The sequence below is a fragment of the Mesorhizobium sp. M7A.F.Ca.US.005.03.1.1 genome (assembly GCF_003997975.1).
Classification (GTDB): Bacteria; Pseudomonadota; Alphaproteobacteria; order Rhizobiales; family Rhizobiaceae; genus Mesorhizobium; species Mesorhizobium ciceri.
In genome coordinates this window covers 188,775-206,991 of the sequence record NZ_RZRO01000001.1, presented here as the reverse complement: position 1 = coordinate 206,991, position 18,217 = coordinate 188,775, and the positions used below count along the sequence as shown (strand labels likewise).

General features: G+C 62.7%; 19 protein-coding genes. 15 read left to right on the top strand and 4 right to left on the bottom strand.

The features are described 5' to 3' along the window. Positions 1-10: 10 nt before the first annotated feature. The gene (locus tag EN990_RS00970; protein WP_013533142.1) at positions 11-907 is read left to right on the top strand and encodes a LysR family transcriptional regulator; all 897 of its coding nucleotides are present in this window, start codon (positions 11-13) and stop codon (positions 905-907) included. 100 nt (positions 908-1,007) lie between these two features. Here the strand turns inward: EN990_RS00970 and EN990_RS00965 are convergent, their stop codons facing one another. Continuing rightward, on the bottom strand, positions 1,008-2,504 hold the full coding sequence (locus EN990_RS00965; protein ID WP_127384525.1) for an aldehyde dehydrogenase family protein: 1,497 nt from the start codon (positions 2,502-2,504) through the stop codon (positions 1,008-1,010). A gap of 141 nt (positions 2,505-2,645) precedes the next feature. Here EN990_RS00965 and EN990_RS00960 point away from each other — a divergent pair, with 141 nt between their 5' ends. The 3 genes from EN990_RS00960 to EN990_RS00950 all read left to right on the top strand — a co-directional run bounded on the left by EN990_RS00960 (position 2,646) and on the right by EN990_RS00950 (position 5,756). Further along, positions 2,646-3,389, top strand: a complete 744-nt coding sequence (locus EN990_RS00960) for a glucose 1-dehydrogenase (RefSeq protein WP_013533144.1) — start codon at positions 2,646-2,648, stop codon at positions 3,387-3,389. 25 nt (positions 3,390-3,414) lie between these two features. Next, complete coding sequence (locus tag EN990_RS00955) at positions 3,415-4,515, top strand: isocitrate/isopropylmalate dehydrogenase family protein (protein WP_127368603.1); 1,101 nt, start codon at positions 3,415-3,417, stop codon at positions 4,513-4,515. 101 nt (positions 4,516-4,616) lie between these two features. Then, a complete protein-coding gene (locus EN990_RS00950; protein WP_063167473.1) occupies positions 4,617-5,756 on the top strand; it encodes an alpha-hydroxy acid oxidase in 1,140 nt (379 codons plus the stop codon). 250 nt (positions 5,757-6,006) lie between these two features. On the opposite strand, the gene EN990_RS00945 is transcribed toward EN990_RS00950, so the two are convergent. After that, a complete protein-coding gene (locus EN990_RS00945) occupies positions 6,007-6,606 on the bottom strand; it encodes a TetR/AcrR family transcriptional regulator (RefSeq protein ID WP_127368604.1) in 600 nt (199 codons plus the stop codon). A 354-nt stretch (positions 6,607-6,960) separates the two neighbouring features. Between EN990_RS00945 and EN990_RS00940 the strand changes: the two genes are divergently transcribed. Continuing rightward, positions 6,961-7,701, top strand: coding sequence for an NAD(P)-binding domain-containing protein (locus tag EN990_RS00940; RefSeq protein ID WP_127366734.1), 741 nt, complete (start codon positions 6,961-6,963; stop codon positions 7,699-7,701). Here the strand turns inward: EN990_RS00940 and EN990_RS00935 are convergent. Further along, positions 7,685-7,840, bottom strand: a complete 156-nt coding sequence (locus EN990_RS00935) for a hypothetical protein (RefSeq protein WP_196815386.1) — start codon at positions 7,838-7,840, stop codon at positions 7,685-7,687. The two genes, EN990_RS00940 and EN990_RS00935, sit on opposite strands and share 17 nt — an antisense overlap. A gap of 74 nt (positions 7,841-7,914) precedes the next feature. After that, a complete protein-coding gene (locus EN990_RS00930; protein WP_013533150.1) occupies positions 7,915-8,820 on the bottom strand; it encodes a LysR family transcriptional regulator in 906 nt (301 codons plus the stop codon). A gap of 135 nt (positions 8,821-8,955) precedes the next feature. Between EN990_RS00930 and EN990_RS00925 the strand changes: the two genes are divergently transcribed. From EN990_RS00925 to EN990_RS00880, 10 genes are all read left to right on the top strand, one after another. Further along, positions 8,956-9,678 (top strand): LamB/YcsF family protein, encoded by a 723-nt coding sequence (locus EN990_RS00925; RefSeq protein WP_013533151.1) that lies wholly within the window; start codon positions 8,956-8,958, stop codon positions 9,676-9,678. A gap of 66 nt (positions 9,679-9,744) precedes the next feature. Beyond that, positions 9,745-9,978: an acetyl-CoA carboxylase gene (locus EN990_RS00920; RefSeq protein ID WP_013533152.1), complete on the top strand. Its 234-nt coding sequence runs from the start codon at positions 9,745-9,747 to the stop codon at positions 9,976-9,978. After that, positions 9,978-11,342, top strand: coding sequence for an acetyl-CoA carboxylase biotin carboxylase subunit (locus EN990_RS00915; RefSeq protein ID WP_013533153.1), 1,365 nt, complete (start codon positions 9,978-9,980; stop codon positions 11,340-11,342). Before EN990_RS00920 ends, EN990_RS00915 begins: the two co-directional genes overlap by 1 nt. 9 nt (positions 11,343-11,351) lie before the next feature. After that, positions 11,352-12,227: a carboxyltransferase domain-containing protein gene (locus tag EN990_RS00910; RefSeq protein WP_013533154.1), complete on the top strand. Its 876-nt coding sequence runs from the start codon at positions 11,352-11,354 to the stop codon at positions 12,225-12,227. Next, positions 12,217-13,188, top strand: a complete 972-nt coding sequence (locus EN990_RS00905; RefSeq protein ID WP_127388228.1) for a biotin-dependent carboxyltransferase family protein — start codon at positions 12,217-12,219, stop codon at positions 13,186-13,188. Before EN990_RS00910 ends, EN990_RS00905 begins: the two co-directional genes overlap by 11 nt. A 247-nt stretch (positions 13,189-13,435) precedes the next feature. After that, entirely contained in the window at positions 13,436-14,188 is a 753-nt protein-coding gene (locus EN990_RS00900; protein WP_013533156.1) for an ABC transporter ATP-binding protein, read from the top strand. Next, positions 14,185-14,919, top strand: a complete 735-nt coding sequence (locus EN990_RS00895; protein WP_013533157.1) for an ABC transporter ATP-binding protein — start codon at positions 14,185-14,187, stop codon at positions 14,917-14,919. The genes EN990_RS00900 and EN990_RS00895 overlap by 4 nt, the downstream gene beginning before the upstream one ends. After that, positions 14,873-15,826, top strand: coding sequence for a branched-chain amino acid ABC transporter permease (locus EN990_RS00890; RefSeq protein WP_245461077.1), 954 nt, complete (start codon positions 14,873-14,875; stop codon positions 15,824-15,826). The genes EN990_RS00895 and EN990_RS00890 overlap by 47 nt, the downstream gene beginning before the upstream one ends. Positions 15,827-15,830: 4 nt before the next feature. Further along, positions 15,831-16,922, top strand: a complete 1,092-nt coding sequence (locus EN990_RS00885; RefSeq protein ID WP_013533159.1) for a branched-chain amino acid ABC transporter permease — start codon at positions 15,831-15,833, stop codon at positions 16,920-16,922. A 42-nt stretch (positions 16,923-16,964) separates the two neighbouring features. Beyond that, the gene (locus EN990_RS00880; RefSeq protein ID WP_013533160.1) at positions 16,965-18,158 is read left to right on the top strand and encodes an ABC transporter substrate-binding protein; all 1,194 of its coding nucleotides are present in this window, start codon (positions 16,965-16,967) and stop codon (positions 18,156-18,158) included. Positions 18,159-18,217 lie beyond the last annotated feature (59 nt).

Genomic DNA, 18,217 nt, shown 5'->3' with positions numbered 1-18,217 from the left:
CCGAGCGGATATGCCCAGCGTCAACCTCAAACTTCTGCAGACGTTCCTGCTTGCCGCCGAAAACGGCAGCTTCCGACGTGCTGCCGAGGAGAGCAACCGTTCGCCATCGGCGGTCTCGATGCAGATTCGCGACCTTGAGGAGCAGATCGGCATCTCGCTGTTCATCCGCACCGCACAGCGTGCCAGCCTGACGCCGGAAGGCCAGATCCTGTTCGAGGAGATCGCCAACGTGATGTCACAGGTGCAGACCAGCCTCGACCGCCTGACGGAGGTCGCCGCTCGGCGCAAGGGCAAAGTGCAGATCGCCTGCGCCCCGACGCTCGCGGCAAGCCGGCTGGGCGATATCCTGGCGACATTCAAGTTGCGCTATCCACGCAGCATCGTCGAGGTCATCGAGAGCCCGCCGCAGGCCGCGCTTGGCCTTTTGCAACAGCAGGAGGTCGAGTTCTACATCGGCCCCGAACTGCCAAACCTGACGGACTTCCAGTTCGAGTCCATCCTCGACGATCCGCTGATGGCCTGCATCCCCACGGAAATATACGGTGGCGAAAAGAAGCTGCTGCTCTCGGACCTGCTGCGCTATCCGCTCATCCTGCTCAGCCGCAAGACCGCCGTGCGCGGCCTTGTCGATCGGCTGACGGCGGCGGAAGGCATCGAGTTCAAGCCGCAATACGAGGTCGAAAGCGCACAGACGGCGGTGGCGCTGGTGTGTTCGGGACTTGGCGTCTGCGTGGTGCCCGGCATCGCCATTTCGCGCAATGACGAGCGTATGCGGGTGGTGCCGATCGACCATCGCGACGCCCACCGCTCGGTCGGCATCATCACCGCGCGGGGCTATGTGCACCACTCCTTCTCCGAACAGCTGATGAACCTCATCCGCACCAATTTGCGCGAACTGGCAAACTGAGCGTCGCGCCTTCGGACAGGCACCTTGCACGAGCGCCGAGAATGGTGCGTTGGGAACGCCGCCATTGGCAGCCCGGCCTCTCCTGAATATCAGCGCACCCTCAGTCGGTCTGGATCCAGATCGACTTGGTCTCCAGATATTCATGCAGATGTTCGATGCCTCCCTCGCGGCCGTAGCCGGACATCTTCATGCCGCCGAACGGCACCGCCGGGTCGATGGCGTGGTACATGTTGACCCATACCGAGCCGGCCTTGATGCGGCGGGCGAGCTTGTGGGCGGTGCCAAGATGACTGGTGAAAATGCCGGCCGCCAGGCCATAGGGCGTCGCATTGGCCCGCGCCACGGCTTCGTCGAGCGTGTCGAACGGCATCGCCGAAATCACCGGACCAAAGATCTCTTCACGCGCGATGGTCATCTTGTCCGACACCGCACCGAAGACAGTCGGCGCGATGAAATTGCCGCCGTCGTAGGGCCCGCCGGTCAGTCGCGAGCCGCCCGCCATCAGTTCCGCGCCTTCGTCGCGGCCGGCCTTGATATAGCCCACCACCTTGCCGGCCTGCCTGGCATTGATGAGCGGGCCGATTTCGGTTTCCGCCTCGATGCCATGGCCGATGCGAAGCCTGCCGGCAAACTCGGCGACCCGGCGCACGAATTCGTCATGGATTTCGCGGGCCACGAAAAGCCGCGAACCGGCGATGCAGATCTGGCCCGAATGCACGAACACAGCCATCGCGGCGACCGGAACCGCCTTGTCGATGTCGGCATCGCGGCAGACGATGATCGGCGATTTGCCGCCGAGCTCCAGGGAAACGCGCTTGAGGTTGGTCACGCCCGCCCGCGCGATGGCCTGGCCGGTCAGCGTCGAGCCGGTGAAGACGATCTTGTTGACGTCGGGATGTTCAGCGAGCCGCGCCCCGGCCTCTGTCCCGGTGCCGGTGACGACGTTGACGACGCCGTCGGGAACGCCGGCCTCCTGCATCAGCCTGGCGATCAGCAGCGGCGTCAACGAAGCATCCTCCGAGGGCTTCAGCACGATGGTGCAGCCGGTGGCGAGCGCCGGCGCGATCTTCCAGATCGACGCCGCAGTCGGAGCGTTCCAGGGGATGATCGCGCCGACAACGCCTACCGGCTCGCGCCTTGTGAACGAGACGATCTCGCCGGGGATCGAATTGTCTATGGATTCGCCATGCAGCGCGGTCGCCATGCCCGCATAGAAGCGCAGCATGCCGATGACGCGCCGCCGGTTGGCTAGCGTGCGCGTGATCGGCAGTCCCATGTCGAGAGTGTCGGAAACGCTGAGTTCTTCCCAATGGGTCTCGAAGAGATCGGCGATGCGCAGAAGCACGCACTGCCGCTCGTAGGGCGAGAATTTTGACCACGGCCCTTCGAAGGCCGTGCGCGCAGCGGCCACCGCCGCATCGATGTCGGCCGCCGAGCCACGCGGCACCGTGGCCAGCACTTCGCCAGTCGCCGGGTTGAGCGCCTGCATCTCCTGGCCGGATTGTGCCGGAACCCACTTGCCGCCGACGAACATCGGCCGGAATTCGCCATGGTAGAGCGCCGTGGCCTTCGCCCGCGGGTCGAAATTCAGCGTCATCTCTTCCTCCTCACAATTCCGTGGCGACTATGACTCCCACGCCGGTCGACCTCAAACAAGGAAAGCTAAAAGGGCGTTCAGATAATCGGACTGTGCAATGCACGCGACTTCCCCGATGGTGCCGGCAACGGAGGAACAGATATGAGACTTGCTGGCAAGGTCGCTATCGTCACGGGCGGCGGTTCGGGATTTGGCGAAGGCATCGTCAGGAAATTCGTCACCGAAGGTGCGCTGGTCGTGTTGATGGACCGTGATGAGGCCGCCGCGGCCCGCGTTGCTGCCGAAGCCGGCGAAAATGTGCGGCCAATCACTGGCGACGTCTCGACACTCGGAAGCTTCGAAGCGGCGGCAGACCTGGCCCGCTCGGCCTTTGGCGGTCTCGACATACTGGTCAACAATGCCGGCGTGGCCCAGCCGCCCTTGGCGCTCGAGACAATGGACGAAGAGATGTTCGACCGGATCGCCAACGTCAACATGCGATCCATCTACAATGGCGCCCGTGCGGTCGTTGCGCATTTCAAATCCATCAAATCAGGCGCCATCCTCAACGTCGCCTCCACCGGCGGCGTCTCGCCGCGCCCGAATTTGACGTGGTACAATGCTTCCAAAGGCTGGGCGATTGCCGCCACCCGGGCCATGGCCGTGGAACTCGCCCCCTTCGGCATCCGCGTCAACGCCATCAACCCGGTTGCCGGCGACACGCCACTTCTGTCCACTTTCATCGGCTCCGGCGAGGAGAACCGCGCCCGCGTCGTCGCCACCATTCCGATCGGCAGGCTGTCTACGCCGGCGGACATGGGCAATGCCGCGGCATTCCTGTGCTCCGACGAGGCCAGCATGATCACCGGCGTCGACCTCAACGTCGATGGCGGCAAGTGCATCTGAGCGTTAGACCATTTGGGAGTTGGCGATGAAGCCTGTCTACGAAATCGCCGTGGTGCATGGCGACGGCATCGGCCCGGAAGTCTGCGCCGCAGCGGTTCAAGTGGTAAAAGCAGCGCTCGGTCCCGGCAGCCCCTTGCACTTCAGCGAATACCCGGCCGGAGCCGAGCATTTCCTGAAGACCGGCCAGAGCTTTCCCGAGCCGACCTTCCAGGCCTGCCGCGAGGCGGACGCCATCCTGCATGGTGCGGGCGGCTTGCCGGGCGTCATCCATGCCGATGGGACCGAAGCAGGCCTGGATTTCACGCTGAGGCTGCGCTTCGAACTCGATCTCTATGCCAATATCCGCCCCGTCAGGCTTTTCGAGGGCGTGCCGAGCCCGTTGAGCGGAGTGAAGGCCGGCGATATCGACTACATCATCTTGCGCGAGAACAGCGAAGGGCTTTACGCCGCGCGGGGATCGGGCGCGCTGTTGCGCGGCGAAGTGGCGGTCGACACGCTGGTGCAGACCCGCTCCGGCATCGAGCGTATCGCACGCAAGGCCTTCGAACTGGCGCGCCAGTCGGGCGGCGCGCCCCGTGACGGCGTGCGCCGGGTGACCTGCTGCGACAAGGCCAACGTGCTGCGCAGCTATGCCTTCTTTCGCTCCGTCTTCGACGAAGTGGCGAAGGACTATCCCGATATCGCGACCGAGCACGCGCTGGTCGACGCCATGGCGATGCATCTCGTGGTGAAACCGGGCCATTTCAACGTCATCGTCAGCGAGAACATGTTCGGCGACATCCTGTCCGACCTCGCCGCCGCGACGGTGGGCGGGATGGGCATGGCGCCTTCAGCCGAGATCGGCGCGGCCAACGGCTTCTTCCAGGCCGCGCACGGCTCGGCGCCCGACATTGCCGGCCAGGGTATCGCCAATCCGTATGGGACGATCCTGTCGGCAGCCTCGATGCTCGACTGGCTCGGCCACAAGCATGGCGACGAGAGACTCAACCAGGCCGCAGCGCGCATCCGTCGCGTGACCGAGGACTGCCTGGCCAACGGGCTTCTGAGCGCCGATCTGAAAGGCAGGGCGTCGACCAGCGAGATAACCCGTTCGGTCTGCGACCGGCTCGCTGCCGGGCGCGACTGATATGACCAAGCCAAGGATAAATCTTGTTGGACCTGGCAAGGTCGGCCAGACGCTCATGCGCCGGATATTCATCGCCGGCCGGCACAGGGTCCAGACCTGAGATGGGCGCTCTCGATCGCCAGGTTTCGGTCGAGGACTTTCGCACGCTTGCCCGTCGTCGTCTGCCGAAATCCGTCTTCGAATTCATCGATGGCGGGGCGGGGCAAGAACTCACCCTCAAAGCCAATCGAAGCGATTTCGAAAAGATCAGAATTTTGCCGCGCGTGCTTACCGATGTTTCGCATCCGAACGTTTCCACGACGCTCTGGTCCGAGACCTTGCCAACACCGCTGGTGATCAGCCCGATGGGCTCCTGCGCGCTGGTCAGGCCCGGAGCCGACATTGCCATCGCGAGGGCGGCAACCGCTCGCAGCATCCCCTACACGCTCTCCACCATGGCCACGGCCAGCATCGAAGGCATGGCGCGAGCCGTACAGGGGCCGCTGTGGTTCCAGCTTTATGTGCTCAAGGATTTCGACTTCAATCGCCAGTTGGTGAGGCGAGCGGAAGAATTTGGCTATTCGACGCTGGTGGTGACCGTTGATCTGCAAGCCGGTGGCAAGCGCGAAAAGGATCTTAGGAACGGCATATCTATCCCACTGCGGCCTTCGGCCCGGCATCTCTGGGAAGGCATGCTTCATCCTGGCTGGTCGCTGCGCCTGCTGCGCGGCGGTCTGCCCCAGTTCGAGAACGTCCGCGGCTATCTCGGTGACAACAGCGCCGGCCTGACGATCGCCGCGCGTGTTGGCGGCAGCCTCCATGCAGGTTTCGACTGGGACGATTTCCGCCAGATCCGCGACTGGTGGAAAGGCCGGCTGCTGGTCAAGGGCGTCCTGCACCCGGGCGATGCGTCGCGACTGGTGGCGGCTGGTGCCGATGGCATCTGGGTGTCCAACCATGGAGGCCGCCAGCTCGACGGTGCTGTATCGAGCATCGATGCCCTGCCCGCTATCCGTCAGGCACTTGGCGCCCAAATCCCGATCCTCATCGATTCCGGTATCCGCACGGGCACGGACATCGTCAAGGCCAAGGCACGCGGCGCCACCGTCGCGGCGATCGGCCGGGCCGCCCTGTTCGGCGCCGTGGCTGGCGAGCCCGGCGTGGCCAAGGCACTGGATATCATCCTGGACGAAGTGGTGACTTGCCTCAGGCTCTGCGGGATCCCCCGTTTTCAGGAAGCGGGATCAGAAATGATAGCATAGCGCCAAGACGAGTGCTCACGCTTGGTCAAGAGGTACAGAAAACCCCCGCTCGTCCAATATTCTTCCTCATCATGCCAAGGTTTTGCTATCGCGGTTGTGCAAGCGGCTGCGGGCGGCCGACCAATTGCCGCCCTCACACGCCGCTCCTTCCCAAGCCCAGCGGCCGCCTGTCAGAGAGCACTTGTTTGATGCACACCCGCTAGCGGCGGTCGTGATTAAATTCGAGAGGCTGCGCAGTCGGATAGGCAGACTAAGGTCGGCCGCCCGGTGCTGTTTTCGGTTCCATCCACCCGTTCTTCAGAATGTCGCGAAGCACGTTGCGGATGTCTTCGCCCGCTGCCGTTGCGCCGCTCGCCCAAGCGATCGCCAGTGCCCCGAAAAAGATGTCGCGCCCGGTCATCGTCCGTCGTGCAAGCCCTTCGTCCTGTGCAGCCATCAGGATTCGCTCCGTCGTCGCGATGACAGCATGGCAGGTCGGCGTCAGCGGGGATTCTACTCGGCAAGCCGCCCGTAACGGTTCAGGCAAGCCCTCATAAGCCAGCATCCAGTCGCCGAGAGCTTCAACCCAGAGTTCGAGTGCGCGGCCTGCATCGCTCTCCCCGGCTTCGATTTCAACGCGACGATGGTCGAGGCCTTCATAATGAAGAACTAACAGCGCAGCCAGCAGGGCGTCTTTGTTTGGAAAATGGCGGTAGAGCGTCCCTGCTCCCACGCCCGCCAGCTTCGCAATAGAATCCATCGAAACGTCAACACTATCGTTGCCGAACGCTTGTCGCGCCACCTCGAGAATGTGCGCCCGATTATGCTGCGCGTCCCTGCGCAGGGCTGACGCGACCGAAAATTGCGACATTACTGACCTTGAACCCTTGAAGACCGGAGATACTCTCCGTATCTAAAAGCCGAATCGGAGAGAGTCTCCATATAGCCCCCGGTCGACTATTCTAACAGGTCGGCATCAGCGAGCGAAACGAGGACACGATGATCAGGCAGATGATACCGGCATGCATCCGGGCAACGAGCACCGCAACCTGCCTGGCGCCTGGCGCGCACCGTCAGTAGATGCCGCGAGCTATACGAGTTTCGAGGCGGGCTGCTCCGTCGGCAGCACCGCCCTGCGCGACCCTCTGGATGTCCGCTCAATACGGAATAGATCAGCGCACCATGCGCTGAGCTCATAATCACAATTATCTGGAAGGAAATCGGCATGAAGATCGGCATTATCGGCGCGGGAAATATCGGCACCACCCTTGCACGAAAGCTGTCAGCCGCCGGACACGCGGTGAAGCTGGCGGGCTCGAAGGGGCCTGAGGACATCGGCGAGAAAGCGACGGAGGTTGGTGCGCTCCCGGTTGCCGCGCACGAAGCAGCCAGGGATGTCGAGGCGATCGTTCTATCGATCCCATTTGCGAAGATCCCCGATGTCGCCGGCCTCTTTGCCGATGTACCAGCCAACGTGGTCGTGATCGACACCTCCAATTATTATCCCATGCGCGACGGGAATATCGCGGAGGTTGACGATGGGAAGCCGGAAAGCGTGTGGTCCAGCGAACAACTCGGCCGGCCAGTGGTCAAGGCATTCAATGCAGTCCTCGCCCAAACGCTCGCAGAAAGTGGCGCAGCGGCCGGAATGACCGGACGCATCGCGATCCCCGTCGCAGGCGATGATGTGCATGCCAAAGCGATCGCAAGCGAACTGGTGAACGAGACCGGTTTCGACGCACTTGATGCCGGCGATCTCGCGAATTCCTGGCGCCAGCAACCGGGCACGCCCGCCTACTGCACGGAACTGACGTTGCCTGATCTTCAGGATGCGCTGTCCACGGCGGAAAAGGCGCGCGCACCCGGAATTCGCGACGCGCTGATCAAGGGCTTCATGGAGGCGACGCCTCCCCTCCGCCACGAGCAGATCGTAGCCCGCAACCGTGAAGTCACCGCCCGCCGATGAGAAACTTCTCCGGTTCCGGTCCGAGGTGACCAATAAGACTGTCCAAGAATTCCTTCTGTTTGTCGGGAGCAACCTGAGGGACGACGATGACGAGGTAATTTGCGACAAAGGTGAAATCCCCCTTGAGGATGCGAGGCATCAGCTCCTGAGCGCGGCATGCTCCGCTGCTCAACCAGCGAGCCTGAGCCATAGCGCCTGACTGGCGGCAGGAGATTAGCCGCCGCCGCCCATGGTTACGGACATAAAGGCCCGGAAGGCCGCAGCCGCCGGTTCGATTGATCTGTCACGCGACCAGGCAAGGCCAACGTCCATAGTGGGGATGGGCTCGACAAGCCCGCGCACTTCGATGCGCTGCCCCTCCAAGGACCAGGGGCGGTAAACCATGTCGGACAGGACAGTGACCCCCATGCCGGCAGCCACGAGCGACCGCACGGCCTCGACCGAACTGGTGGTAAGGACGGCGCGGAGCGAAAGGCCCGCGGCATCCCAGTAACGGGCGGCCGTCGTGCGTGCCTCGTCAACCGTCAGCATGACATAATCTTCCGCCGCCACATCGGCGAGGCTGATCTCCTGCCGCGCGAGCAGATGATGATCAGCCGAAAGCCAGAGCCGGCGGTTCGACCGCATCAAGACCTCCTGCGCCAACTCCTTGGTGTGCTCCAGGTTGGACACCAGCATCACGGCCATGTCGATGTCCCCGCACATCAAGCCGCTTTCGAGAGCGTCTCGGGGCAATTCCAGCACCTCGACCTCGATCTCGGGATAGGTCTTTCGAAAGCGCGCGTAGTGGCGCGACATGTAGTAGCCGACGACCGTGTAGGTCATGCCCAGCCGCAGCTTGCCCGCCAGGCCTTTCCTATCGCGCAACGGGCTTCGGACGGCGGCAGCGACGGCCCCGGTGATAACACGCGCATGTTCAAGAAACCGCGCGCCCTCCATCGTCAGTCTTACGCCAGCGTGGTTACGCTCCAAAAGCCGTACGCCCAGGTCAGCCTCGAGCGTCTTTATCGCCGCAGTGACCGCCGATTGCGAGATGTTGAGTTCCACCGCGGCATGACTGACCTGTCCGCTCTCGGCGGTCGCGATAAAATAATCCAGCTGTTTCAAGGTGATGGTCATGGTGCGCCCTGGCCCAGAACCATTATCTGTTTTTTTGATATGACAATCAATAAACTACTATTTCACAAATGCCCTCGCATGCGCAAAAAATGCTGCAACGCCGCAAAGACGGCAGCTTCGAGGGGTAACAATGCGATGGCGGTGACGCTAAACTGCGACATGGGCGAAAGCTTTGGCCTCTACAAGGTTGGCGATGATATGGGCATGATGCCCATCATCGACGTTGCCAATGTCGCCTGTGGTTTTCACGCTTCCGATCCGGATCACATGCACGCCGCCGTCCGCAGCGCCAAGGCGAGTGGCGTAAAGATCGGCGCCCATCCAGGCTTGCCCGACATTCAGGGTTTCGGCCGGCGCGAGATGCGGATGACCCGCGAAGAAGTCAGGAACACCATCATTTACCAGGTGGGAGCGCTTGCCGGCTTCCTCAAGGCCGAGGGTGTGGAACTCCACCACATCAAGCCGCATGGCAGCCTCTACTTCATGGCCATGCAGCAGGAGGCAATAGCCCATGGCGTGTGCGACGCGGCAGAGATTTTCGGCGTACCCCTCTTCGGCATGACGGGCACCCTGCATGAGAAGATCTATCAAGAGCGCGGTATCCCATTTGTCGCTGAGTTCTATGCCGATCTCGACTACGATGCCTCCGGCAAGCTGATCTTGACACGCGTTCATGACGCCAAGGACCCCGCAGAGATGGCCGAGCGGTGCGTACGCGCCATCAGGGAGGGCGAGGGCACGGCAGAGGACGGCAGTTTCTTCCCTGTACGCTGCGAAACCATCTGCGTGCATTCCGATACGCCGAACGCCATCGAAATAGCCCGGGCCGTGCGCACCGCAATCGCCCCCTGGCACTGAACTCGACCGAACCCGCCCGCGCGGGCGGTTCCAGATTAGTCTGTCCGCAGTTTTCCGGAGCTTTTTATGGCCCAGATTCTTTCACCTCTTCCCGGCACTTTTTATCGCAGCGCTTCGCCAGACCAGCCGCCATACAAGGCGGATGGCGACGCGGTGTCCGCCGGAGACGTAATCGGTCTCATCGAAGTGATGAAGTCGTTCCACGAAGTGAGGGCCGAGACGGCCGGTACGAACATCCGCTTCATTGCCGACAATGAGGACCCCATCATGGCCGGCGCACCTATTGCGGATCTCGACTGATGCTGAAAAAGCTTCTGGTTGCCAACCGGGGCGAGATAGCGGTCAGGATCATCCGGGCCGCGCAAGATCTGGGGATCGCCACCGTGGCGGTGTATTCGGCCGCAGACGCCGAGTCGCTCCACGTCCAGCTTGCGGATGAAGCGGTCAACATCGGCCCACCAGCTGCAAAGAAGTCCTATCTCAATGTCGAAGCAATTCTGAAGGCTGCCCGCGACACCGGTTGCGACAGTGTTCATCCAGGCTATGGGTTCCTTGCCGAGAATGCCGCGTTTTCCGACGCGGTCACAGGCGCTGCATTGGTCTTCGTCGGCCCGTCGGGAGATGCGATCCGGATGATGGGAGACAAGGTCTCGGCGCGATCGGCCGCTGCCGCTGCAGGTGTCCCCGTCGTGCCAGGCTCGGCTGGCCGGGTCGAGGGCCTCGAGGCTGGCCACGAGGTGCTGACCGCAACCGGTTTTCCGGTGATGATCAAGGCGGCGGCAGGCGGCGGCGGGCGGGGCATCCGCATCGCGAACTCGCTTGCCGAGTTCGAACAAGCCTTTCCTCAGGCCGAAGCAGAAGCCCTCGCCGCCTTTGGCGATGGTGGTCTCTACATGGAAAAGGTGATCGGCAAGGCCCGCCATATCGAGGTGCAGGTGCTGGCAGACGGAAGCGATGCCATCCACTGCTACGAGCGGGAGTGCTCGCTGCAGCGGCGACGCCAGAAGGTTTGGGAGGAGGCGCCGTCGCGCGCACTTTCAGACAGGCTGCGCGAAGAGCTCTGCGCTTCAGCGGTCGCCTTGGCCAAGGCGGTCAAATACTCTGGTGCCGGCACGGTAGAGTATCTTTACGACGATGAAGCAGACCGCTTTTACTTCATCGAGATGAACACCCGTATCCAGGTCGAGCACCCGGTCACCGAAGCGATCACCGGCATCGACCTCGTTGCGGAGATGCTTCGCATCGCCGGCGGCGAGAAGCTGCGGATCCGGCAAAGCGATGTCTCCGTCAAAGGGCATGCGATCGAAGTCCGGCTCAATGCCGAAGACCCGGCGAAGGAGTTCGCTCCATTCCCCGGGCAGGTGGCCGAGCTTCGCATTCCCGGCGGTCCGGGCGTACGCTTCGATTCGATGCTCTATCAAGGCTATCAGGTGCCGCCCTTTTATGACTCGCTGCTTGCCAAGCTGATCGTGCATGCAGAGACGCGCGAGGCGGCGATAGTGCGCCTGATCCGCGCGCTCAACGAGTTGAAGATCGGCGGGCTCAAGACCACCAAGCCGCTGTTTCTTGCGCTGGCCGCCGATCCGGCGATGCGGGCAGGAGACGTGCATACCCGCTGGCTGGAAGGCTGGCTCATCGAAAACGCCGCAGCATTGGCGGGTTAAGGAGGACCGATGTCGATACGATTCAACTTCGGCGGTGACGAACATATCTTCGGCGAGGTGTCCGAAGAAATGTCGCTCACCTCCTTCTTTACCGGCCTTTCGATGACCAATGCGGTGCGTACGGCAGGCATCCGAGGCGTCACCGAGATCTGCCCAGCCAACGCCAGCTTCCAGATTCGCTTCAACCCCGACATCGTCAAGCCGCAGGATTTGCTCAGCGAACTGAAGTCGATGGAAGAGGCGGCCTCGAAGTCGGACCCGGTGCTGAAGACCCGGATCATCGAACTGCCGGTTTATTTCCAGGATCCATGGACGCGTGAAACCTGCTTGCGCTTCCGCGAGCGCCACCAGGACCCCTCCTCAACCGATCTTGAATATTCGGCACGCATCAACGGCTACGCCACGGTGGAAGAGTTTATCGAGGCCTATTCCGGCCAGCCCTGGTTCGTATCGATGGTCGGCTTCGTCGCCGGACTGCCCTTCCTGTACCAGATGGTTGAGCGCAAGAAACAGATTCAGGCGCCGAAATACTTGCGTCCACGCACCGATACTCCCAAGCTCACCATTGGCCATGGCGGCTGCTTTGCAGCGATCTATTCGGTACGCGGCGCTGGCGGCTACCAGATGTATGGCATAACCCCGGCCCCGATCTACGACCCGACCAGGAAGGTGCGCTACCTCGCCGATGACATGTGCCTGTTCAAGCCAGGCGACATCGTCAAGTTCAAGGCCATTGGCCGCGATGACTACGACGCCACGCTTGAGGAAATCGAAGCCAATCGGTGGCAGCCGACGGTTCGCGAGTGCACCTTCAGCCTGAAGGATTTCAACAGCGACATTTACGGCACCAATGCAAAGCTGATGGAGCTTATCAATGGCCGTTAAGGTAATCTCTCCCGGCCTCTCCACTTCCGTGCAGGACCTTGGCCGACCCGGCCACTATCATGTCGGCATTCCAGAAGGCGGCGGCATGGACCGCTTTGCGACACGCATCGCAAACCTGCTTGTCGGCAACGATCCGGGTGCCGCGGTGCTCGAAGCCACTTTCATGGGTCCCGAACTCGAATTCACCCAATCCGCGGTCGTCGCCGTCACAGGTGGAGAGCTCCCACCCAAACTCAATGGCGAGGAACGGTCGACGTGGGAAAGTTTTCCGGTGAAGGCCGGTGACCGGCTTTCCTTCGGCTTCCTCAAGAGCGGCGCGCGCGCTTATCTGGCCGTCTCCGGCGGCATCGACGTACCCGTGGTTCTCGGTTCGCGCTCGACTTACATTCTGGGCGCACTCGGCGGCCATCAGGGCCGCACGCTGAAGGCGGGCGATGAGCTTCCCCTCGGCGAAGGTTCCGGCAAAGCCGGTCTTTCACTGCCTGCAAATCTGCGCCGCGCGCGCAATAGCCCGGCGGAACTCAGAATGCTTCCCGGCATATACTGGCATCGGATCACTGAGGCTGCCGGCAATCGGTTCTTTGAGGAAACCTGGAAGGTCGCGCCCGAAGCCGACCGTATCGGCTATCGCTTCCGCGGCGGGACGCCGCTGGAATTCGTCGAGCGCGAGCAGCCTTTCGGTGCGGGCTCCGACCCCTCGAACATCGTCGATGCCTGCTATCCCTACGGATCTGTCCAAGTGCCGAGTGGCACGGAGCCGATCGTTCTTCACCGGGACGCGGTTTCGGGTGGCGGGTATATGATGCTGGGCGTGGTGATATCGGCCGACATGGACCTTATCGCCCAACTCCAGCCGCACACCCCGGCGCGCTTCGTTCCGGTGACGCTGGAAGACGCGCTTGCCGCGCGAACCGAACAGCGCGGCGCGCTGGCGCGCGCTGAAGGGCATCTGGCCGGCTGACGTCAGCCGGGAATGCCGGCGGAGGAGCCGGAGGCGAGGAGATCGGCCGGCCAAAACCGACCGCGCGTGGCGGAAGACAAAATCCGGTGCGCGAAACGACAAGACGACGCCGGGCAACGGCGTGAATTTGGCACCCGAGCAGTCCGCTAGAGACCGCCGGAACCGACAGGGGAAGACATTTGCAACGTGGCTGGCCGCAAGGCCGGATGCTTCGCGCCTTTCCGTCGGTAGAAAGAAGGAAAGGGTCATGAGTCATCTGAGCGCGGAGAACGTCTCGGTATCGTTTGCGGGGCTGAAGGCCCTGTCATCGGTAGACCTCCAAATTACGCCCGGCCGCATCAGTGGCCTCATCGGCCCGAATGGCGCTGGCAAGACCACGCTCGTCAACGTGCTGACCGGCTTCCAGGCACCGACGGAAGGCACCATCAAGCTCGACGGGGAAGCACTCACGGGTCTCAAGCCGCATCAGGTCCGGCGGCGCGGCATTGCCCGCACCTTTCAGGGTGGGCGGCTCTTCCGCGACCTGCCTGTGCTGGACAATTTGGAGGTAACGGGCGTTGGCCTGGGAATGAGCCGGCGCGCTGCCATCGCCGAAGCGGAAGCGATGCTCGACTGGATAGGCATCGGTGCGCTGGGTACCCGCATCGCCGGAACGTTGCCATACACGGACGAGCGCCGCGTCGCCATTGGCCGCGCCTTGATGGGACGGCCCGCATACATCCTGCTCGACGAGCCCGCGGCTGGCATGAGCGCACTGGAGGCGCGGGAGCTTTCCGCCCTGATAAGACACATCGCCAGCGATCTCGGCTGTGGTGTCCTGCTCATCGAGCACAATGTCGGGCTGGTGCTCGGCCTTTGCCAGCATATCGTCGTGCTCGATTCCGGAGCGATCATCGAGGAAGGACCGCCTGCCGCGATCCGCGACAGCGAGAAGGTGCGCCACGCCTATATGGGCACGGCCGCGAACACCGACCTGCCTGTGCTGGAGGCGATGGAATGAGCCTGCTCGCCCTTTCCGATATCACCATCCGCTACAGCCGTCTCACGGCGGTCCGCAATGTCTCCTTCTCCATGGACGAGGGAGAAATCCTGTTCATCACCGGCCCGAACGGAGCCGGGAAGTCTTCGCTGCTGCGCGCGATTGCCGGTGTTACGCCGGTGGCGGGCGGCCGGATCGACCTTGCTGGTCATGAGATCACCGGCCAGGCGCCGGAGAACATCGCCCGGCTCGGATTCTCCATGGTGCCGGAGGGGCGCGATGTCTTCGGCTCGCTGACGACCGAAGAGAACCTTCTGGTCGGAACCGGCATGCATGCCCGCGAACGCGGCTGGCGCAGCCGAGCGGCCGACGAACTCGAAGCCGTCTACGCAACCTTCCCGATGCTGAAAGAGAGGCGGCACGGGCAGGCGGGATTGCTGTCCGGCGGGCAGCAGCAAATGCTGGTCATCGGCCGCGCGCTGATGACCAATCCGCGGCTTGTAGCCATCGACGAGCCTTCACTGGGCCTCGCCCCCAACATCAACGACCAGGTCTACGAGCGGCTGATCGCGCTGCGTGCGCAGCGCCAGCTCACGCTCCTGATCGTTGAGCAGAGCTCGGCCCGGGCGATGATGGTGGGCGGGCGGATGATCCTGATGCGTGGCGGACAGATCGTGCTCGATGGCGACGCGCGGACGCTCGGCAATGGCGAGGCGATCCAGGCTGCCTATTTCGGCTACGAGGACAATTGAGATGCTTCAGATCCTGTTCGACGCACTCTCGCTTGGTTCGCTCTATGCGCTCGGGGCGCTCGGCATTGCCCTCATCTTCGGCGTCATGCGGCTCGTGAACTTCGCGCATGGCGACGTCATCGCCTTCTGCGTCTTCGCCCTGTTATGGCCGTCTACGGACGCAATGGCCATCGTCTTCGCCGGCCAATTGCCGTGGTACCTGCTGTTGCCATTCGTGCTCCTCTGCGGGGCCGGGCTGTCGGTGCTGTGCGAAATCGTCGTCTTCAGGCGGTTCCGTCAGGCAAATCCGGCAACCATGATGATCGCCTCCTTCGCGCTCGGTTTCGTCATTCGCTACTTCCTGCTCATGCTTTTCTCCAGTCGGCCGAAATCGATCTCGCTGCTGCCCGAACTGTCCCAGCCGGTGGAGATCCTTGGTGCCAGGCTTCCCCTCCTCCAGCTCATAACGATCGTGGCCACGATGGTCATCCTGATCGGCCTGACACTGTTCCTGCGTCAAACCCGCTTCGGCCTGGAGATGCGGGCGGCGGCCGAGAACTTCTCGATGGCCCGAATGCTGGGTGTGCGTGCGAACCGGGTTATCATGGGCGCGTTCGCCCTCTCCGGCGCGTTGGCCGCCGCCATTGCACTGATCTTTGGCGCCCAGACAGGCACGCTGGACATCCAGATGGGCGCCTCGATCATGTTGATGGCCTTCATCGCCACCGTCATTGGCGGCCTCGGCAGCCTCGGGGGAGCCGTGCTCGCCGGCTTCCTGCTGGGTGCCGCCTCGGTGATCATGCAAGTCATGCTGCCCATCGACGCCCGGCCATTCCGCGATGCCTTTGTCTATGGAGCGGTCATCCTCGTCCTCCTCTTCCGCCCACAGGGTCTTATTGCCGCGCGCGGCACCAAGGAAAGGATCTGATTTCATGGGTGTCGCCGCCTCCCTCACCAACTCTACCGCTGCCGGTGCCCCGGCTGCCGAGCGAAAGCCCGCCCGCTTCGCGCTTGCCCGCCGCACAATCCTGACACCGGTCCTGCTTTCTCTGCTGCTGCTGGCCATCGCGCTGATCACGGTGATGACCGGATCGCGGCCCTTCAACCAGACGGTGATCGACGTGTTCGTCCGTGTCATCCTCGTCGTGGGCCTATACATCTTTATCGGGAATTCGGGCGTTCTCAGCTTCGGGCATATCGGCTTCACCTGCCTTGGCGCCTACGCGGCCGCGTGGCTCACCATCAATCCGATGATGAAACGCGGTTCGCTGCCGGGACTGCCCGAATGGCTGCTGGCGACCCGATTGCCGTACTGGCAATCGGCTACGCTGGCAGCATTGTTCGCCGCCCTCGCCGCTCTCATCTTCGGGCGGGTGCTGATGCGATTATCGGGCATCGCGGCTTCGATCGCGACCTTCGCGATGCTCGCCATGATCAACACAATTTATTCCAACTGGGAGAGCGTGACCGGAGCGACCTCATCGGTCGTCGGCATTCCGATCGTACGCGTGATCTGGCCGTATCTCATCGGCGCCGTGGTCGCGATCTTCATCGCCTGGGCGCACGCGATCTCCCGGTCCGGCCTGGCCCTTCGTGCTGCCCGCGACGAGCCCACCGCCGCCGCGGCTTCCGGTATCGACATTCCCAGGGAAAGATTGGTGGCATTCGTCATATCAGGCGCGGTGATGGGGCTGGGCGGTGCGCTCATGGCTCATTCCATCGGCGTGGTCACACCCGACACATTCTATCTCGGTCTCACCTTCATCACCCTTTCCATGCTCGTTGTCGGCGGCATGGGCAGCCTGTCGGGGGGTGTGGTGGGTGTCGTCCTGCTGTCCGCCCTCATCCAGGCGCTGCGCTGGCTGGAGGCAGGCGTATCGCTCGGCGAGTCCACTTTCGCCCTCCCGAAAGGGGTTCAGGAAATAGCCCTCGGCGTCATCATGATCGTGATCCTCGCGCTTCGCCCATCCGGACTCATGGGCAACCGCGAGATCACCTTACCCCGCAGCAGTCGCAACAAGTGACCGGCGGCACAAGCCCGACCGGAAAACAAAAAGGAGACGTGCATGACATACAAAATGAGAATTGTCGCAACCGCTCTGGCCTCGATGTCCATCGCATACCCGGCCCTGGCCGATGACAAGACCATCGTCATCGGCTTCGCCACTGCGGAGTCGGGCTTCATGGAAGCCTATGACAAGCCTGCGCAGGAGGCGGCCTTGATCCGCATCGACGAGATCAATGCGGCTGGCGGTCTGCTTGGAAAGCAGATCAAGGTCGTCAAGGCCGACACCAAGTCCGACCGGGCCGAAGGCGCCAAGGCGGGCCTCTCCGTGCTCGACCAGGGCGCGGATCTCGTGGTCGTCTCGTGCGACTACGACTTCGGATCGCCGGCTGCGCTCGCGGCCGAGGACGCGGGCCGTATCTCCTTCTTCCTGTGCGCGGAATCGGTCAAGGCCGGTATCCAGGGTGTCGGCCCGCACAGCTTCTCCGCGTCGGTGCTGGCGCCCGTGCAGGGCGCGACCATGGCCGAGTGGGCATTCAAGGAAAAAGGCGCAAAGGACTTCTACCGTCTGCTCGATACCTGGACGGCCTACAACAAGGGCATCTGCGACGGCTTCGACTGGATGATGCCGAAGCTCGAAGCCCAGGGCGCGAAGCTTGTCGGTGAAGACACCTTCAAAAACGAGGACGCCTCCATCGCCGCGCAGATCACCCGCATCAAGTCTCTGCCGAAGGAGCCGGATGCGATCATGCTTTGCACGATGATGCCGGGCGCTGTCTCGGCCATCAAGCAGCTTCGTGCCGCGGGCATCAACTCCATGATCCTGAATGGCTCGGGCGTCGACGGTAGTTATTGGCTATCCGCTGTGCCCGATCTGACGAACTTCTACGTCCCCGTTCAGGGATCGATCTATGGCGACGATCCCAATCCGGAAGTGCTGAAGTTCAATGCCACCTACAAGGCGAAGACAGGCGCCGATCCCTCGAGCCAGTATGTCTTTCCGGGTTACGTCATGGTCGACGTCTGGGCCAAGGCGGTGGAGCGTGCAGGCACGACCGATGCCGACGCCGTCGTCGCGGAACTGGAGAAGATGAAGAACGAGCCGACGCTGTTCGGGCCTCGTACCTTCACGCCGGAACTGCATCACCAGAACCAGACGCGGTACCTGATCGTCGAGACCAAGGCCGGCAAGCCGGGTGTTGTAGGCAACTGGACGATTTCCGAGCCGGTACCGATGGAAGCCTTGCTCAAGTAAGAAGATGGGCCGGGTAAGCCCGGCCCTTTCATCTTTTGAGGATCTTGCCTTTGGACAAA

What these genes read in the sequence shown, in the direction of transcription:
- EN990_RS00960 (WP_013533144.1), top strand. Translation starts at nt 2,646, where the DNA reads ATGAGACTTGCTGGCAAGGTCGCTATCGTCACGGGCGGCGGTTCGGGA.
- EN990_RS00965 (WP_127384525.1), bottom strand. Translation starts at nt 2,504, where the DNA reads ATGACGCTGAATTTCGACCCGCGGGCGAAGGCCACGGCGCTCTACCAT.
- EN990_RS00895 (WP_013533157.1), top strand. Translation starts at nt 14,185, where the DNA reads ATGAGCCTGCTCGCCCTTTCCGATATCACCATCCGCTACAGCCGTCTC.
- EN990_RS00945 (WP_127368604.1), bottom strand. Translation starts at nt 6,606, where the DNA reads ATGTCGCAATTTTCGGTCGCGTCAGCCCTGCGCAGGGACGCGCAGCAT.
- EN990_RS00880 (WP_013533160.1), top strand. Translation starts at nt 16,965, where the DNA reads ATGACATACAAAATGAGAATTGTCGCAACCGCTCTGGCCTCGATGTCC.
- EN990_RS00885 (WP_013533159.1), top strand. Translation starts at nt 15,831, where the DNA reads ATGGGTGTCGCCGCCTCCCTCACCAACTCTACCGCTGCCGGTGCCCCG.
- EN990_RS00890 (WP_245461077.1), top strand. Translation starts at nt 14,873, where the DNA reads ATGGCGAGGCGATCCAGGCTGCCTATTTCGGCTACGAGGACAATTGAG.
- EN990_RS00955 (WP_127368603.1), top strand. Translation starts at nt 3,415, where the DNA reads ATGAAGCCTGTCTACGAAATCGCCGTGGTGCATGGCGACGGCATCGGC.
- EN990_RS00925 (WP_013533151.1), top strand. Translation starts at nt 8,956, where the DNA reads ATGGCGGTGACGCTAAACTGCGACATGGGCGAAAGCTTTGGCCTCTAC.
- EN990_RS00920 (WP_013533152.1), top strand. Translation starts at nt 9,745, where the DNA reads ATGGCCCAGATTCTTTCACCTCTTCCCGGCACTTTTTATCGCAGCGCT.
- EN990_RS00940 (WP_127366734.1), top strand. Translation starts at nt 6,961, where the DNA reads ATGAAGATCGGCATTATCGGCGCGGGAAATATCGGCACCACCCTTGCA.
- EN990_RS00910 (WP_013533154.1), top strand. Translation starts at nt 11,352, where the DNA reads ATGTCGATACGATTCAACTTCGGCGGTGACGAACATATCTTCGGCGAG.
- EN990_RS00935 (WP_196815386.1), bottom strand. Translation starts at nt 7,840, where the DNA reads ATGCCTCGCATCCTCAAGGGGGATTTCACCTTTGTCGCAAATTACCTC.
- EN990_RS00905 (WP_127388228.1), top strand. Translation starts at nt 12,217, where the DNA reads ATGGCCGTTAAGGTAATCTCTCCCGGCCTCTCCACTTCCGTGCAGGAC.
- EN990_RS00970 (WP_013533142.1), top strand. Translation starts at nt 11, where the DNA reads ATGCCCAGCGTCAACCTCAAACTTCTGCAGACGTTCCTGCTTGCCGCC.
- EN990_RS00950 (WP_063167473.1), top strand. Translation starts at nt 4,617, where the DNA reads ATGGGCGCTCTCGATCGCCAGGTTTCGGTCGAGGACTTTCGCACGCTT.
- EN990_RS00915 (WP_013533153.1), top strand. Translation starts at nt 9,978, where the DNA reads ATGCTGAAAAAGCTTCTGGTTGCCAACCGGGGCGAGATAGCGGTCAGG.
- EN990_RS00930 (WP_013533150.1), bottom strand. Translation starts at nt 8,820, where the DNA reads ATGACCATCACCTTGAAACAGCTGGATTATTTTATCGCGACCGCCGAG.
- EN990_RS00900 (WP_013533156.1), top strand. Translation starts at nt 13,436, where the DNA reads ATGAGTCATCTGAGCGCGGAGAACGTCTCGGTATCGTTTGCGGGGCTG.